The organism is Nitratireductor sp. StC3 (assembly GCF_003015025.1).
GTDB classification, from domain to species: domain Bacteria; phylum Pseudomonadota; class Alphaproteobacteria; order Rhizobiales; family Rhizobiaceae; genus Mangrovimarina; species Mangrovimarina alexandrii.
Map to the genome: position 1 here is coordinate 211,836 of NZ_PYBP01000005.1, position 16,708 is coordinate 228,543.

At 67.0% G+C, this 16,708-nt stretch carries 14 protein-coding genes and 1 tRNA gene; 1 reads left to right on the forward strand and 14 read right to left on the reverse strand.

Going from position 1 to position 16,708, the window contains the following annotated elements; genetic code table 11:
* The 5 genes from C7T96_RS24210 to aztA form a co-directional block, all read right to left on the reverse strand.
* Positions 1-2,561, reverse strand: a 2,561-nt coding sequence (locus tag C7T96_RS24210) for a peptidoglycan-binding domain-containing protein (protein WP_199190473.1), incomplete at its 3' end; no start/stop codon positions are given.
* Between the two features lie 462 nt (positions 2,562-3,023).
* Positions 3,024-3,099 (reverse strand) — tRNA-Lys (locus C7T96_RS12810).
* 83 nt (positions 3,100-3,182) lie between these two features.
* Positions 3,183-4,100 (reverse strand): PhzF family phenazine biosynthesis protein, encoded by a 918-nt coding sequence (locus tag C7T96_RS12815; RefSeq protein WP_106571624.1) that lies wholly within the window; start codon positions 4,098-4,100, stop codon positions 3,183-3,185.
* 99 nt (positions 4,101-4,199) lie between these two features.
* A complete protein-coding gene (gene aztB / locus C7T96_RS12820) occupies positions 4,200-5,066 on the reverse strand; it encodes a zinc ABC transporter permease AztB (protein WP_106571625.1) in 867 nt (288 codons plus the stop codon).
* On the reverse strand, positions 5,063-5,875 hold the full coding sequence (aztA, locus tag C7T96_RS12825) for a zinc ABC transporter ATP-binding protein AztA (protein ID WP_106571626.1): 813 nt from the start codon (positions 5,873-5,875) through the stop codon (positions 5,063-5,065). Before aztA ends, aztB begins: the two co-directional genes overlap by 4 nt.
* A 247-nt stretch (positions 5,876-6,122) precedes the next feature.
* On the opposite strand from aztA, the gene C7T96_RS12830 reads away from it, so the two are divergent.
* A complete protein-coding gene (locus C7T96_RS12830) occupies positions 6,123-7,307 on the forward strand; it encodes a DUF3095 domain-containing protein (protein WP_106571627.1) in 1,185 nt (394 codons plus the stop codon).
* Positions 7,308-7,316: 9 nt separating this feature from the next.
* On the opposite strand, the gene C7T96_RS12835 is transcribed toward C7T96_RS12830, so the two are convergent.
* From C7T96_RS12835 to C7T96_RS12875, 9 genes are all read right to left on the reverse strand, one after another.
* The gene (locus C7T96_RS12835; RefSeq protein ID WP_106571628.1) at positions 7,317-8,012 is read right to left on the reverse strand and encodes a gamma-glutamylcyclotransferase; all 696 of its coding nucleotides are present in this window, start codon (positions 8,010-8,012) and stop codon (positions 7,317-7,319) included.
* Positions 8,009-9,304, reverse strand: coding sequence for an amidohydrolase family protein (locus C7T96_RS12840; RefSeq protein ID WP_106571629.1), 1,296 nt, complete (start codon positions 9,302-9,304; stop codon positions 8,009-8,011). Before C7T96_RS12840 ends, C7T96_RS12835 begins: the two co-directional genes overlap by 4 nt.
* Entirely contained in the window at positions 9,301-10,242 is a 942-nt protein-coding gene (locus C7T96_RS12845; protein ID WP_106571833.1) for an ABC transporter permease, read from the reverse strand. Before C7T96_RS12845 ends, C7T96_RS12840 begins: the two co-directional genes overlap by 4 nt.
* Positions 10,243-10,247: 5 nt before the next feature.
* A complete protein-coding gene (locus C7T96_RS12850) occupies positions 10,248-11,297 on the reverse strand; it encodes an ABC transporter permease (RefSeq protein ID WP_106571834.1) in 1,050 nt (349 codons plus the stop codon).
* 81 nt (positions 11,298-11,378) lie between these two features.
* Positions 11,379-12,899 (reverse strand): ABC transporter ATP-binding protein, encoded by a 1,521-nt coding sequence (locus tag C7T96_RS12855; RefSeq protein WP_106571630.1) that lies wholly within the window; start codon positions 12,897-12,899, stop codon positions 11,379-11,381.
* Positions 12,900-13,077: 178 nt separating this feature from the next.
* Complete coding sequence (locus C7T96_RS12860) at positions 13,078-14,115, reverse strand: BMP family protein (protein WP_106571631.1); 1,038 nt, start codon at positions 14,113-14,115, stop codon at positions 13,078-13,080.
* 128 nt (positions 14,116-14,243) lie between these two features.
* Complete coding sequence (locus tag C7T96_RS12865; RefSeq protein WP_106571632.1) at positions 14,244-15,056, reverse strand: ABC transporter permease; 813 nt, start codon at positions 15,054-15,056, stop codon at positions 14,244-14,246.
* A complete protein-coding gene (locus tag C7T96_RS12870) occupies positions 15,056-15,781 on the reverse strand; it encodes an ABC transporter permease (protein ID WP_245414142.1) in 726 nt (241 codons plus the stop codon). Before C7T96_RS12870 ends, C7T96_RS12865 begins: the two co-directional genes overlap by 1 nt.
* A 108-nt stretch (positions 15,782-15,889) precedes the next feature.
* The gene (locus C7T96_RS12875; protein ID WP_106571634.1) at positions 15,890-16,672 is read right to left on the reverse strand and encodes a transporter substrate-binding domain-containing protein; all 783 of its coding nucleotides are present in this window, start codon (positions 16,670-16,672) and stop codon (positions 15,890-15,892) included.
* Between the last annotated feature and the right edge of the window lie 36 nt (positions 16,673-16,708).

The following is a 16,708-nucleotide window of genomic DNA, read 5'->3' on the forward strand; positions in this document are numbered from 1 at the left end:
CCCGTCTTGAGATGCGATTGCAGCTTGTTGTGGGGCGAACCCGTCTTGAGGTGCGATTGCAGCTTGTTGTGGGGCGAACCCGTCTTGAGGTGCGATTGCAGCTTGTTGTGGGGCGAACCCGTCTTGAGGTGCGACTGCATCTTGTTGTGGGGCGAACCTGTCTTGAGATGCGACTGGATCTTGTTATGCGGCGAGCCGGTCTTCAGATGCGAGTTCCACTTGGAGTGGATCGGCGCCGGATCGCCGGTGCCGACATCGTGGCAGTCCTGGTCGTTGGTGCTGTCGAGATCGCCGATGATCCCCACCAGGCCGGGATAGAGCAGGCCGAGCGTTTCGTCATCGAGTTCGCCGGTCGGGTCGAGACCGCTATCGGACTGCAATTGCGCCAGCGCCGACTGGGTTTGCGGGCCCATAATGCCGTCGACCGGGCCCGGGTCGTAGCCCAGAAGCGTGAGCGCGACCTGGATGGCCTGCACGTCGACACCGCCGTCCTGACCGTAGAGCCACTGGATGCTGACGCAATTGGTCAGGATGTCGGAGCGATATCCGGCCGGAATGGAGAGCTTGAGCGCGAATTCCGTCGATTCGCCGACACCGAGCGTCACGCTCGGATTGTAGCACTGGATGCCCGCGTCGAGCTCGAAACAGTTCCAGCCGGTTCCGATCACGTCGACGAACGGCGCCGCCTCGGGTTCGATCACGTCCCACAGATAGACCGGACCGGAGAAATCGGCCGGACCGTTATTGGTCAGCTTGATGGTGAAGCTGCATTCCGAACCCGGCAGACATTCGGCCGGACCGCTCTTGTCGATGTCGAGATCGTAGCCTTGCGGCTGCGGCAGGGCCGGTTCTCCGGGCGGCGGGGCGCCCGGGCCGGCGCGATAGATTTCCACGTCGCCGATCTTGGTGGCGTCGTGCTTGAGCGCCTCGACGGCGATCGGGTTGCCGGCCTCGTCGATATTGGTGTCGAGATCGATCATGTAGGAGGCGAGCACGGCGTCGGCGGGATAGGGATCGCCGGTTGCCGGATAGGCGCCGAGCGCGGCCTCGGGCAGCACCTCGTCGAGCGCTTCGACCGGAGTGCCCTGGAGGCCGTGCACCTCGGAAATGTCGTTGCGTTCGCCGCTCGAAGGCTCCAGGCAGGGCCCGTCGGGCGAGCACAGCGAATCGCCGGAGGCCCAGATGCTGCCATAGGGCCGTTCGGCGTCGATCGTGCCGTCGGTGGTATAGCCATAACCGAAATCGACACCGCCGGCGGCATTGGCGCGGATATGCGGCGCGCCGAGCGACTTGCGGTCGTGAAAGCCGACATCGTAGCGGCCGAGGGGGAACCAGAACCCTTCGCCCGTCAGCGTATAGTGCAGCACGCGCGCGGCATGCGGCGTGGCGAACGGTTGCGGCTGATCGAGGCCGAGATTGCGAACGCCGCCGCGCTCGCCGACCAGCATCACACCTTCGTTGGAAATGGCGAGGTCGGCCACCGCGCGCGGCGTGGCGTCATCGCCGCCGAATTCCGGCAGCACGATTTCGCGGCGCACGTCGGTGCCGTCGAACCCGCCATTCTCGTCCAGGCCGATCGACCAGACACTGTTGGCGGCGTCGTCGCCGGCGCCGTCCCAGTCGGGATTGCCCATGCCGTCCGCGCCCGAAACGGCATAATAGAGCCGGGTTTCGTTCGAAAGCGGGTCGGTGAACACGGCGAGGCCGAAGACGCGGCGGCGGAAATCGGCATAGTTCCAGCATTCCGGCGTCTGCGCGAAGATCTGGGGCGACCCGCCGGCGTCGGCGCAGTCGCCGATCGCCGCGCCCGAGGCCGGGTCGAAGGCGACCGCCGGCAGGGTCAGGTTCTCGCCGGTGATCGCGTCGAGAAAGCCGGTGCGCCCGGCCGCGCCGTGGTCGAAGCGGTCGATCTGCGTGCCGTCGAGCGCCAGGCGGTGGATCATGCCGGTTTCGAGATCGGAGACGAACAATTGCCCGTGCGCCTTGTCGAAGGCGACATTGCCGAGACCGGCGCCGGTGTTTTCGCGCCCGTCGAGCGTGATCGCGGCCAGCAGTTCCGGCTGGTAGCCATTGTCGGCGTTGAGCCTGTAAAGCCCGCCGGGACCGCCTTCGCCCCATTGGCCGGGCAGCCAGTCGGTGTTGTCGGGATCGCGATGCAGGCCGAATTGCGAGGTGGCGGTCAGGTAGATATTGGCCGGGCTGCCGTCATCGATGGCGATGCCGAAGACCTGGCCGACCTGGCCGGCGGTAACGGGAAGGCGTTGCGGCTCGTCGATCCAGTGGCGGCCGTCGGCGGCAAAGCCGGGAGTGCGCACGTCGACGACGGAACCGACCACGCCGCTTTCGTCGATCAGGGTCAGCCGCTCGCCGTCGGCGAGGGTGATTTCGGTGGTGCCGGAAAAGCGCGTGGCAAAGGCCTCGCCTGCCGACAGCGCCTCCTGCGCAACAGCGGCGGGCACCAGCGCGGACGACCCCAAAAGCAGCGCCGAAACCAAGGCGAGGCGTTTTCCGGTGAGAGAATTGCGTGAAAAATAACGGGCATGTAACGGGTTGGCGGCCATGGGATGCTCCTCCTCCTGGCAGGCTATCTGTCCCTTTTTATTCGGGCCTTCACTAGGTCCGCTTGCCCTCCGGGTAAATGAAGCACTTCACACCACCCGCGGGACACAAAGCTAGGCACGAAATCTCGTCATGGTAAAGCGCTGGCGCGCCCTGTTCCTGTTTTGACCTTGCTCTTGCAGAAATCCGCCATGGATTTTTCAACTTACAGGCGATTTCGGCGTCAGAGTTTTTGACTGGACGAAATCTTGCCGATCGCGCGTGAACCGAAGCTGAATGGCCGAAAATGCGGGCGGTGCGGAGGGCCTGACGGCGATGTGGGAACGGCCCGCCAGCGGCCGGGCATCGCCGCGACAATGCGGGCCAGATTGGCTTGCCGGAACCAGAAAGTCACACATGTGCCGTGTGCCGGCACACGTTCACGGTGCGTTCCGCTATCATCGCCGCTAAGTCATTGAAATAATTGGTGGGTGATGTAGGGATCGAACCTACGACCCGCTGATTAAGAGTCAGCTGCTCTACCAACTGAGCTAATCACCCACGGGGCCGTGTCTCAAGGAGCACGAGCGTGCGGCTCTATAGCCGCTCGTTTCGGCCGTTGCAAGCCTCGACACATGAAGAATTCAGACGAAAAGCGTCCCGTCGGCGACCCGGACCGCGTGGCCGCCGATGCGCGCGGCCGTGAGTGCGCCGCCGGCGGTTTCGACCTCCAGGCGAATGCGCGACGGACGGCCCATCTCGACGCCCTGTTCGATCCAGTGATGGCCGGGCCCGTCGACCGGGGCGTCGAAGGCGACCAGCGCGCCGGCGAAGGCGGCCGCCGCCGAACCGGTGGCGGGATCTTCGACAATGCCGTCATGCGGCGCGAACATGCGGGCGTGAAAGGCGCAATCCTCGCCGACCGTCTCGCGGCAATAGACATAGGCGCCGGGGATGAGGTTGCCCGACGGCGGCGCGATATCGAGCCATAGTCGCGGGTCGAGCCGGGCGCTGGCGGCCGCCTCGAGGCCGGCCACCGGGACGCAGACATAAGGCACGCCCGCCGACCAGGCCGAGGCACGATGGTTTTCGAAGCCGATCTCGTCGGCATCGAGCGAAAGGGCCGCGGCGATCAGTTCCGGCTCGGCCGACAGCGCGGCCGGCACGGGCAGGCGCGGCAGGTCGAATTCGGCGAAGCTCGCCCGGCCGGGCGTCGCGCTGACGGCACAGCGCACCGGGCCGATCTTTTCCTCAAGCACGATAAGGGCGGTGCCGTCGGGCGCCGCCGGTGCCTTGCCCTCGTAAAGCGCGATCGCGCTGCCGACGGTCGGGTGGCCGGCAAACGGCAGTTCCGTCTTCGGCGTGAAGATGCGCAGGCTGGCGGTATGGGCCGGGTTTTCCGGCGGTCCGACAAAGACGGTTTCCGACAGGTTGAATTCGGCGGCGATGGCCTGCATCGCCTCGCCCGTAAGCCCGTCGCTGTCGCGCACGATCGCCAGCGGGTTGCCGGCAAGCGCACGGTCGGTGAAGACGTCGTAGATTTCGTAGCGCCGTGCGGCCATGGCGGTCTCCGTGAGTGGGCGGGTCGTGGACTGTCGACCGCCACAAGAGCGCTTCGGCGCCGGCTTGGCAAGCGCCTGGCCGCCAAACCCGCGTCCGCCTCAGGCCGTGCGGTGCCGATGGCGGGTCAAAAGCACGCGCACGATGCCGCGCGCGCCGAACAGGATCGAGACGAAATAGACCAAGCCGGCCGACAGGATGATGGCCGGGCCCGAGGGCAGGGTGAAATGATAGGACAACAGCAGGCCGGCCGTGCTCGACGCGATGCCGATGGCGACCGCCAGCAGGCACATCGTGTCGACACGCGCGGTCCAGAAACGGGCGGCGGCTGCCGGCAGCATCATCAGCCCGACCGACAACAGCGTGCCCAATGCCTGGAAGCCGCCGACCAGATTGAGCACGACCAGGCCCAGAAAGACGAAATGGACCAGCGGGCCGATGCCGCTCACCGAGCGCAGGAACAGCGGGTCGAGACATTCCGCGATCAGTCCGCGCCATAACAGCAGAAGCGCTGCCAGCGTGGCGATCGAAATGCCGGCGATCAGCGTCAGCGCCTCGTCGTTGAGCGCCAGCACGCTGCCGAAAAGAACATGCATCAGGTCGACGCTGGAGCCGCGCAGCGACACGATCAACACGCCGACGGCGAGCGAGATCAGATAGAAGGCGGCCATCGAGGCGTCCTCCTTCTGCACAGTCAGGCGCGAGACCGCGCCCGCGCCGAGCGCGACCAAAACACCGGCGATCAGGCCGCCGATGGTCATCGGCACGATGGCGAGGCCGAACAGCAGGAAGCCGGTGGCGGCGCCCGGCAGGATCGCGTGCGCCATGGCGTCGCCGGCCAGGCTCATGCGGCGCAGCATCAAGAACACGCCGACCGGGCACGACGACATCGACAACAGCACGACACCGAGCAGCGCGCGGCGCATGAAGGCAAATTCGACAAATGGCGTCACCAGCAGCTCGATCATGCGGATCGGCCCCGTTCGGCCGCGGCCGCAACCGGCGCCGGCCGGGCGCCGGCATGGTCGTGCCCGGCCTGCGGGCCGTGCCCCGCGCACCAGGGCGCGTCGTCGTGCCAGGCCTCGTCGAAGCGCCGCGCCCGCGCCAGGATATCGGGCCGCATGACCTCGTCCGTGCGGCCCCAGGCGATCGCGCGGCGGGCCAGAACCAGCGTTTCGGGAAAATGTTCCCGCACGAGCTCGAGATCGTGAACCACCACGAGCACGGTGCGCCTTTCGCCATGCCAATGCCGGATCAGCGCGATCAGGTCGGCTGTGGTCTTGGCGTCGATGGCGTTGAACGGTTCGTCGAGCAGGATCAGATCCGCCTTCTGGACGAGCACGCGGGCAAACAGCGCGCGTTGCAGCTGGCCGCCGGACAAGGTGTCGATCGGCCGGTGCTCGAAGCCGGCAAGGCCGACCGCGTCGAGCGCGTGGCGCAAATCCTCCCGGTCCTGGCTGTCGTAGCGCCCCAGAAGGCCGCGTTTCGGCCAAAGGCCGAGGCCAACGAGATCGACAACGCGGGCGGGAAAGCTGCGGTCGATCTCGGATTGCTGGGGCAGATAGGCGAGGCGCTGGCCAGGTGCCGTCTTAACCGCGCCGGCCATCGGCTTGATGATGCCGACGATGCCCTTCATCAGGGTGGATTTGCCCGAGCCGTTCGGCCCGACCACGGCGGTCAGCGAGCCGCGCCCGACGGGGCCGCTCAGGTGATGCACGGCCGGGTGGCTGCCATAACCAAGGGTCAGGTCGGAAAAGGTCAGGCTGGCGTCCGTCATTGCCATGTCCGGTGAAATCCTCGGCACCGCGGCCGATTCCCACTGGTTATGTGATGTTATTACATTCGTCAATGGCGGCGCCGCAAGGCGGAGCGGGCGCTCGGGTCTCGAACACGCAACCGTGTTCGCCAAACGGTGCCGGAATTGAAACCAAAACGGACCGCGCACCGTCTAACCGGCAAAACCGCTCTTGAAGGCGGCGGCGGAGCCGGCTTGGATGGCGCGGTAACAAGGCGGGTGATGGCGAATGAACGAACGGTCCTCGGGTGACGACGCGGTGGGCGCGGGCGCGGTCCCCTCCGACTTTTACGACGCTCTGCCGGTTCATGCCGGCTTCGAGGACCTGGCGGACGGGGCGGCCTACCGGCCGGTGCCGGACGACTGGTTCGTCGGCACCGCCGATATTGTCGGCTCGACAGAACTGATCGCGGCCGGTCGCTACAAAGTGGTCAACACGGTCGGCGCGGCGGTGATCTCCGCGCAGATCAACGCGGCCGGCGGGCGGCGTTTTCCGTTCGTGTTCGGCGGCGACGGCGCCGGTTTCGGCTTCGGCGCGGACCGGCTGGACGGGGCGCGTGATGCGCTGGCGCGCGTGATCGGCTGGGCCAGGCGCGAATTCGACATCGAGATGCGCGGCGCGATCGTGCCGGTCGGCGCGATCCGCGCGGCCGGCCACGAGCTGGCCGTTGCCCGCTATGCGCCGTCTCCCGGCGTCGATTATGCGATGTTTTCGGGTGGCGGCATGGTCTGGGCGGAAGGCGAGATGAAGCGGGGGCACTACCGGGTCGACGCCGCGCCGGAGGGCGATTATCCCGATCTGAACGGGCTGTCCTGCCGCTGGACGCCGCTGCGGTCCCGGCACGGCAAAATCCTGTCGCTGCTCGCGATCCCCAGAGCGGATGCGCCGGCGGCGGCGGTTGCCGAGGCCATGCGCCGGATCATCGCCCTAACGGTCGGGCTGGAGCGCGGCGGCCACCCGGTGCCGGTGACCGGCCCCGGTTTCGAATGGCCGCCGCTCGGACTGGAGCTCGAAGCGCGCGCCCGGCGCGGCGGCGGCTCGTTGATGCTTCACAAGCTGCGGCTTCTGGCCGAAACGCTGTTCGCGCTTTTTCTGTTCAGGACCGGGCGCGGGGTCGGCGGGTTCGATCCGGGCCATTATGTCGAGACGACCAGCGCCAACGCCGATTTCCGCAAGTTCGACGACGGCCTGAAGATGACGATCGATTGCGATGCCGAAACCCGCGACAGGCTGGAGGCGATGCTGGCCGAGGCGGCGGCCAAGAAACTGCTCGATTACGGCCTGTTCGAGCAGGACGAGGCGATCATGACCTGCATCGTGCCGTCGGTGACGAGCGACGACCACGTCCATTTCGTCGACGGCGCGGCGGGCGGTTACACGACGGCCGCGCTGGCGATCAAGGGACGGGATTAGCCGCATTCATCATCGGCCGGTTCTCGCGTCTTGCGGCAAGGCGGCGATGCGTGCCGCCACCAGTTCCTGCATCCGCCACAAATGCCGGTCGTGCAGGCCGAGCCGTTCGAGATGCTCGACCGTGTTGAGCAGATATTCGGCCATCGAGCCCCAGAAGCCGACGGCGACCGCCAGCCGGTCGGCGATCTCGCTTTCGCTCAGGCCACCGACATAACCGGCATAGCCGCGTTCGGCGACGAAGGCGACGGCGCGCAGCGGGCCGGTGTCGGTGGCGACATTGACCCAGCGCGGCACGATCGGCGGCTCGCGTTCAAGCAGACGCACAAGGTCGGCGTCGAGGCGTTCCGGTGCGATCTTCAACACCACGCCCTTGCAGCTTCCGCCCCGGTCGAGCGACAGCATCAGGCCCGGCTGGTCGACATTGCCGCGATAACGCGTATCCCAGCCGAGGCAGAAGGCGCGGTGCCAGCCGCGCACGAGGCCGGTGCGCCGGTCGGCAAAGGCGATCGGTGCGCGCCAGATCAGCGAGCCGAAGGCGAACACCCACAACGGCTCGCCGGGCGCCAGCGCGGCGCGCAGGGATCGCGCGGTGTCGGCAAACCAGCTCTTGGGCACGGATTTTTGCCGCTGCATCGGCCCGGGATCGGCGAGGTCGCGGTGAACCCGCCGGACGAGATCCGGGGTCAGTCGCGGGCGTCGCGTCATTCCTGTCGTGCGATCGGGGCGCGATGCCGGCGCGCGACGGTCGACGGCCGGCCGGGCAGGGCAAGCCGGGTCTGTTGCCGGTCGCGCTCGGCCACCACCTTGCCGGCGGCGACCACGCATAGCCGTTCTGGCCGCAGCCGGATCGCCTCGACCGGGTCGCCGGCGTCGAGAACGATCAGGCTCGCCTTCTTGCCGACCGCGAGACCGTAATCGTCAAGCCCCATGATCGCCGCGCTCTCGCTGGTGACCATGTCGAAGCAGCGGCGCATCTCGTCGGGATGCGACATCTGCGCGACATGCAGACCCATGAAGGCGACGTCGAGCATGTCGGCGGTGCCGAGCGAGTACCAGGGATCGAGCACGCAATCCTGGCCGAAACCGACACGGATGCCGTGGGCGTGCATTTCCTTGACCCTGGTCAGGCCTCGGCGTTTGGGAAAGCTGTCGTGGCGCCCCTGCAGCATGATGTTGATCAGCGGGTTGGGGATCGCCGCGACCTGGGCCTCGGCCATCAAAGGCAGGAGCTTGGAGACGTAATAATTGTCCATCGAATGCATGGAGGTCAGATGCGAGCCGGCGACGCGGCCGCCGAGGCCGAGGCGCTGGGTCTCGTAGGCGAGCTGCTCGATGTGGCGCGACAGCGGATCGTCGGTCTCGTCGCAGTGCAGGTCGACCATCAGGCCGCGCTCGGCCGCGATTTCGCACAGGGCGGTGACCGAGCGGGTGCCGTCGGCCATGGTGCGCTCGAAATGCGGGATGCCGCCGACGACGTCGACGCCCATGTCGAGCGCGCGCAGCGTGTTTTCGCGCGCGCCGGGCGAGCGGAAGAACCCGTCCTGGGGGAAGGCGACCAGCTGCAGGTCGATATGGGGTGCAACTTCCTTGCGGACTTCCAGCAGCGCCTCGACGGCAAGCAGCCGGTCGTCGCAGACGTCGACATGGCTGCGGATCGCCAGTAGCCCCATCGAAACCGCCCAGTCGCAATAGGCGAGCGCGCGCTCCTTGACCGCCTCGTGGGTCAGGAGCGGCTTCAGCTCGCCCCACAGCGCGATGCCTTCCAGAAGCGTGCCCGACGCGTTGATGCGCGGCAGGCCATAGGACAGCGTGGCGTCCATGTGGAAATGCGGATCGACCAGCGGCGGGGCGACGAGATTGCCGCTCGCCTCGACGACGCGGCCGGCCTCGGCGGTGATGCCGGGCTCGATGGCGGCGATCTTGGCGCCGGCAATCGCGATGTCGGCGGTTCGGCCGTTGGGCAGGGTGCCGCCTTTGACGATCAGGTCGAAACTCATCTCTCGCCTTTCTGGTAGGGAATCATCAGTGCCTTGGGATAGGTCGCGCGGCGGGCGACGAGAATCAGCGCCAGGATCGACAACACATAGGGCAGCATCAGGAAGAGCTGGTAGGGGATGACGCCGCCGGTCACCTGCTGCAGGCGCACCTGATAGGCGTCGAAGGCGGCAAACAGCACCGCGCCGAGCAGCGCCTTGCCCGGGCGCCAGGAGCCGAACACGACCAGCGCGATGCAGATCCAGCCGCGGCCGTTGACCATCTCGAAAAAGAACGAGTTGAAGGCCGACATGGTCAAAAAGGCGCCGCCGACGGCCATCAGCGCGCTGCCGGCCATCACCGCGCCGATCCGCGTGGCGGTGACGCCGATGCCCTGAGCCTCGACGGCGGCCGGGTTTTCGCCAACGGCGCGCACGGCCAGCCCCAGCGGCGTGCGATAGAGCACCCAGCCGACCACGGCGACGGTGGCGAAGGCGAGATAGGTGAACGGGGTCTGGGCGAACAGCGCCGGGCCGACGAGCGGAATGTCGGACAGGAGCGGGATTTCCAGCGGTTGGAACGAGTCGATTTTCGGCGGCGAGGTCACTTCCGGCAGGGCGAGACGATAGGTAAAATAGGTCAGCGAGGTGGCGAGCAGGGTGATGCCGATGCCGACCACGTGCTGCGACAGGCCGAGCGGCACAGTCAGCGTGCCGTGCAGCAGCCCGAAGGCGGCGCCGGTGGCCGCGGCGACCGCGATCCCGGTCCACAGATCGCCGCCCGCATAGACGGTGAACCAGCCGGTGAAGGCGCCGGCGACCATGATGCCCTCGATGCCGAGATTGAGCACGCCGGCGCGCTCGCAGATCAGCTCGCCCATGGTGGCGAAGATCAGCGGCGAGGCGATGCGGATCGCGGCGACCCAGAACGAGGCGGTGAACAGGATTTCCAGAGCTTCGATCACGCTCACCTCCACCGGATGCGGTAACGCGTCAGCATGATCGCCGTGACCATGGTCAAAAGCGCGGTCGCCGTCATGACATTGGCGATGTAACTCGGCACGTCGGCGGTGCGGCTCATCGCGTCGGCGCCGACGAAGATGCCGGCTACGAAGATCGCCGCGGCGATCACGCCGAGCGGATTGAGCATGGCGAGCATGGCGACCACGATGCCGGTGTAGCCGAAGCCCGGCGACAGATCGAGCGTGAGGTTGCCCTTCAGCCCCGACACTTCGGAAAAGCCGGCAAGCGCGGCCAGGCCCCCCGACAGGAGCGCCGTCTTCATCAGCACCGTGTTGACGGGGATGCCGGCGAAACGCGCGGCCGCGGGGTTGTGGCCGACGGCGCGCATCTCGTAGCCGAGCGCGGTCTTTTTCATGATTACCCAGACCCAAAGCGCGGCGAGGACGGCGATCACGAAACCGTAGTGCAGGCGCTTGCCCTTGACGATGCGCGGCAGTTGGGCCTCAGCGATCACGCGTTCGGATTGCGGCCAGCCGAGCCCCATCGGGTCCTTCAAGACGCCTTCCAGAAGCATGGAGACCACGAGCAGCATGATGAAGTTCAACAGCAGCGTGGTCACGACCTCGTCGACGCCGAGCCGGGTTTTCAAGAAGGCCGGACCGAGCAGAAGCAGGGCGCCAGCCGTCATCGCGGCCAAGATGATCAGCGGGATGAGGACGATCGCCGGCAGGGGCAGCGCGCCGGTGCCGAGCACGACGGTGATGATGGCGCCGGCGTAAAGCTGGGCTTCGGCGCCGATATTCCACAATTTGGCGCGAAAGGCGACCGCGACCGCAAGCCCGGTGAAGATGAGCGGCGTGGCGCGGGTCAGGGTTTCGAACAGGGCGAATTGCGAGCCGGCCGCGCCTTTGGCCACCAGCGCGAACACCGACAGCGGCGAGGCGCCGGCCGCCAGCACCAAAATGGCGGCGATCGCCATTGTGGCCAGGATCGCGCCCGCCGGATAGGCCAGCGTGGTGGCGAGCGAGGGCGCGGGTTTGGGTTCAAGCCGCATGATGAGGGCGTCCATGGCCTTTGTGGTGGTCGGCGGCGGGCGGCGGGGCGCCGCGCGCGATCGCGGGGCGGGGAGATGCCGTCATGCCGCCTCCATGCCGTGGCCGGCCATCAGTTCGGCAAGGTCGCGCACCGAGCGTTCGCCACGCGCCGAAGGGGGCGAAAGCCGGCCCTTGAACATCACGCAGACATGGTCGGAGAGCGTCAGGATCTCGTCGAGATCTTCGGAGATCAGCAGCACCGCCGCGCCACGCGCACGCGCCTCCAGCAGTCTCCGATGCACATAGGCGATCGCGCCGACGTCGAGACCGCGCGTGGGCTGGTTGGCCAGGATGATCTTCGGATCGGGATCGAGCGCCCGGCCGAGGATCAGCTTTTGCATATTGCCGCCCGAAAGCAGGCGCACGCGCGCTTCCGGCGAAGGGCATTTGACGTCGTAGTCGCGGATCAGCTCCTCGGCGAAACCGCGCGCGGCGGCCCAGTCGAGAAAGCCGTGCCGGGAAAAGCGCGGCGAGCGGTAACGCTCGGCGATGACGTTTTCGGTCACGCTCATGTCGCCGATCGTGCCGACGGCGTGCCGATCCTCGGGGATGCGGGCGACACCGGCCTGCAGCGCGATCGCCGGCGACCATGCCTCCACCGCCTCGCCGGCGATGCGAAATCGGCCCGATCGCGGGCGGTGAATGCCCGACAGAAGTGCCGCCAGCGTCGTCTGGCCGTTGCCCGATACGCCGGCCAGTCCGACGATCTCGCCGCCGCGCAGCGTCAGCGAGACGCCGTCGAGGCCGACCGGCCCGGAGGCGGGCGGGGCGCTGAGGGCCTCGCATTCGAGCAGGATGGGTCCCGGTGCCGTCTCCGCGATCGCCGGCGGGGCGATCTCCTGGCCGATCATCAGCGCGGCCAGTTCCTGGCGCGTCGTGCCCTTGGTTTCGCGTTCGCCCGACAGGCGGCCGGCGCGCAGCACCAGAACGCGGTCGCTGATCGCCAGCACCTCGTTGAGCTTGTGCGAGATGAAGATCACCGAAAGCCCCGAGGCGACCAGTTTTGTCAGGGTCGCAAACAGCGCCTCGGTCTCGATCGGCGTCAGTACCGCGGTCGGCTCGTCGAGGATCAGCACGCGCGCGTCGCGATAAAGCGCCTTGAGAATCTCCACGCGCTGGCGCTCGCCGACGGTGAGGTTTGCGACCGTCTGGTCCGGTTCGACGGCGAGACCGAAATCGGCGGCGAGCGTGCGGATGCGGGCGAGTGCCGTGGCGCGGTCGAAGCGCGGCGACCAGGACGACTGGGTTCCGAGCGCGATATTTTCGAGCACCGTCATGTTGTCGGCCAGGGTAAAATGCTGGTGGACCATGCCGACGCCGGCTTCCAGTGCCGCACGCGGATCGCCGGGCGGCAAGGCCTTGCCGAACGCCTCGACCGTGCCTTCGTCGGCGACATAGTGGCCGAACAGGATGTTCATCAGCGTCGTCTTGCCGGCGCCGTTTTCACCCAGCAGCGCCACGACCTCGCCGCGCCGCAATTCGAGCGAGATCGCGTCGTTGGCGACAAGCGGGCCGAAGCGCTTGGTGATGTTGTGCAGATGCAGGACGGGTGTGGCGGTCATCGGGATCCCGGTCGCAACGGTCACGACCCTTTCTCCGCGTTGGGGCGAAGCCGGTCGCGCTGTGAGCGATCGGACGAGGAGTGCCGAAGCGGCGTCTTGAGCCTCGCCCGGATCGCGGGTCGATTGCGGATGGCAAAAAGCCAATTCCGGCCCCTCCCGGGCGGGAGAGGCCGTTCGATCAGCTCGACTTCGGCTCCTCGTCGTTGATCTCGACGGTGAACGAACCGTCCCTGATCGCCTTTTCCGTCTCCGCCACCTTGGCCATCACCTCGTCGGGAACCTTGCCCTCGAAGGTGCCGAGCGGGGCGAGCGAGCAGCCGCCATGCTTCATGAAGGAATAGATGCCGTAATCGTCGGCCTTGAAGGAGCCGCCCTTGACTTCGGCGATCGCCTTGTCGAGCGTCGGTTCGAAATGCCACAGCGCCGAGGCGACGACGGTCTCGGGATAGTCGGCCTGGGTGTCGATGACGTTGCCGATCGCCAGAAGCTTGCGTTCCTGGGCGGCGTCGGAGACCCCGAAGCGTTCGGCGTAGAGAATGTCGGCGCCGGCGTCGATCTGGGCGAAGGCGGTCTCCTTGGCCTTGGGCGGGTCGAACCAGGAGCCGATGAAGGCGACCTGGAAGGTGATGTCGGGCGCCATCTCGCGCGCGCCGGCCATGAAGGCGTGCATCAGCCGGTTGACCTCGGGAATCGGGAAGCCGCCGACCATGCCGATATTCTTCGACTTGGTCAGCGCGCCGGCGATGATGCCGGTCAGGTAGGAGGCATCCTGGATATAGTTGTCGAACACCGCGAAATTGGGATGGGCGTCGTCGGGCTTGAAGCTCGATCCCATCAGGAAGGCGGTGTCGGGGTAGTCGGCGGCGACGGTGCGCGCGGCGTCCTCCACACCGAACACCTCGCCGATGACGAGCTGGTGGCCGGCCTCGCAATATTCGCGCATCACGCGCTCATAGTCGCTGTTGGAGACGTTTTCGGAAAACACATAGTCGATGTCGCCGCGGTCCTTGGCGGCGTTGGCGGCTTTGTGGATGCGGCTCACCCATTGCTGCTCGACCGGGACGGTGTAGATCGCGGCGACCTTGACCGGTTCCTGGGCGAACAGGCGCGACGGCAGCGTCGCAGTGCCGGCAAGGACCGCCGTGGCGCTCGCCGCCTTCAAGACGGTGCGGCGCGAGACGAGAGAGCGTGTTGATCCGGGAGAGAGTTTCGTCATGGGTCCACCTCTGGTTGCTACGGGCCTGATGGCGTTGTTCGCCTCATTTTTTATCAATTGGTAAAGACTAGAAGAAATTTCGTCGCCCGGCAATCGCGATCGGCGCGTTGCCCACCGGTGTCGTGCGCTCAGCCGAGCCTGGCGGGAATGCGGGCCTCGAGGCGCCGGAAGGCGAGGACGATCAGCCCGGTAATGACGAGATAGACCAGCGCCAGCAGCAGCAGCGGTTCGAAGATGATGAACGTGTCCTGGCGTACCCGGCTCGACACGGCGTAGATGTCGACGACCGTGATCGTGGCGACCAGCGGCGTCGCCTTCAGTTGCAGCACGGTTTCGCCGGCAAGCGTCGGCAGGGCGCGCTGGATCGCCTGCGGCAGCCAGATGCGGCGGAAAATTTTCCAGCGGCTCATGCCGAATGCGCGCGCGCTTTCCAGTTGTCCGCGCGGCACGCCGGCAAAGGCGCCGCGCATGACCTCGCCCTCGTAGCCGGCGAACGACATGGTCAGCGCCAGCACGGCATAGGGCCAGGCCTGGCGCAAATAGGGCCACAATTCCGAGTCGCGGATCCAGGGAAATTGCGGAAACAGCGAGCCCAGCCCGAAATAAAGCAGCCACAATTGCAGCAACAGCGGCGTGCCGCGGATCGCCGTGCAGAAGGCGCGCGCCGGCCCGGCCAGATAGGCGGGGCCCGCCGCCTGGGCGAGGCCGAGCGGCACGGCGAGCGCGAAGCCCAGCATGCAGGTCACGACCAGCAGCCACAGCGTGCGCCACACCCCCTCGACGGCGAGCGGGGCGTAGTCGGGAATCCAGTCCCAGCGCATGGTCCAGCCGGCATAGGCGGCGAGCGCCAGCGCGATCGCGATCAGCACCACGCGATGCGGTTTCAGCCAGGCGCGCAGCGGCGGCAGCGGCTTGCCGGTGACCTCGATGACGTTTGCCATCAGCCCGCGCCTCCCACATGCGGCATGCCGCGACGGGCCCAGCGCTCGACGCGGGCGATGATGACGTTGGAAAATAGGGTCAAGAGCAGATAGAGCGCGCCGGCGGCGACGAAGAAGGTGAAATAGGCCTTGGTCGCGCCCGCCGCCTGGCGGGTCGCCAGGGTCAGCTCGTTGAAGCCGACGACGGCCAGCAGCGCGGTGTCCTTTGTGGCGATCAGCCACAGATTGGCGAGGCCGGGAATGGCGTAGGGCAGCATTGCCGGCAGGGTGATGCGGCGCAGGAGCAGGCCCGGCGCCATGCCGTAGGCGCGCGCGGCCTCGATCTGGCCCTGCGGAATGGCGCGAATGGCGCCGCGAATGACTTCGGTCGAATAGGCGCCCTGGACGACGCCGAGCACGGCGATGCCGGCGACGAGGCCGGAAATGTCGACCGGCGGATAACCGAAGGCCTCGAGCGTGCGGTTCACCAGATCGGTGCCGGCGTAATAGAGCAAAAGGATCAGCACCAGTTCGGGCACCGCGCGCACCACGGTGGTGTAGACCTCCAACAGGTCGCGGACGACCGGGCCGCCGTAAAGCTTGCCCCAGGCGCCGGCGGTGCCGATCAACAGGCCGATGCCGAACGCGCCGAGCGCGATCTGGATGGAACTGGCGAGGCCGCGCAGCAGCGTGCCGCCCCAGCCGGGCGGGCTGGGGGCCAGCAGCTCGAAAAGGCTTAGTTGCAGCAGGGTTTCAAGCAGGTGCCCGCCTCCGGCTGTGAAAGGGCGCTGCGCCCGCCACCCGGCCCGGCCGCGTGGCGGGCGGGGCGGCGGGCGCGCCTTTCCTGGCGCGGGTCAGCCGCCGAAAATGTCGAAATCGAAATATTTCTTGGTGATCTCGTCATATTTGCCGCTGTCGCGGATCGCGCCGATGGCGGCGTTGAGCTTGGCCTTCAGATCGTCCTCGCCCTTGCGCACGCCGAAGCCGACGCCCGGTCCCAACACGTCGATGTCGGGCGCGACGGTGCCTTTCATCTCGCAGCAGGCCTTGCCCTGGTCGGTTTGCAGAAACGCGTCGAGGGCGAGCGAATCGGCCTGGGTGGCATCGATGCGGCCGGCGGCCAGATCGGCATTGGCCTCGTCCTGGGTCTGGTAGACCTTGATCTCGGCAACCGTGTCAGCGAAATGCTTCTTGGCGTAGACGTCGTGCACGGTCGACACCTGGACGCCGAGGATCTTGTCCTTCAGCCCCTCGGGCGTGGCGTCCATCTCGACAGCCTTGGCGCCGGCGATCCCGGTCGGGGTGTTGTAATATTTGTCGCTGAAATCGATCGATTTCATCCGCTCGGCGGTGATCGACATCGAGGCGGCGATGAAGTCGATCTTCTTGGCGTTGAGCGCGGGAATGATGCCGTCCCACGACACCGGCGTGATCTCGCAGTCGAGTTCGGCCGCCGCGCAGATCGCGTCGGCGATCTCGACCTCCCAGCCGACCCACTTGCCCGAGGCGTCCGGCGAGGCGAAGGGCGGATAGGGCTCTGCTGCGATGCCGACCTTGACGGTCTCGGCCTGTGCCGCGCCGAGCGACAAGAAGCCGGCCGCGACCAGGCCGGCGGCGAATTTTGCGAAGGACTTCATGGAAAACTCCCTTTGTTTCGTTGCGGTTCCCTGATT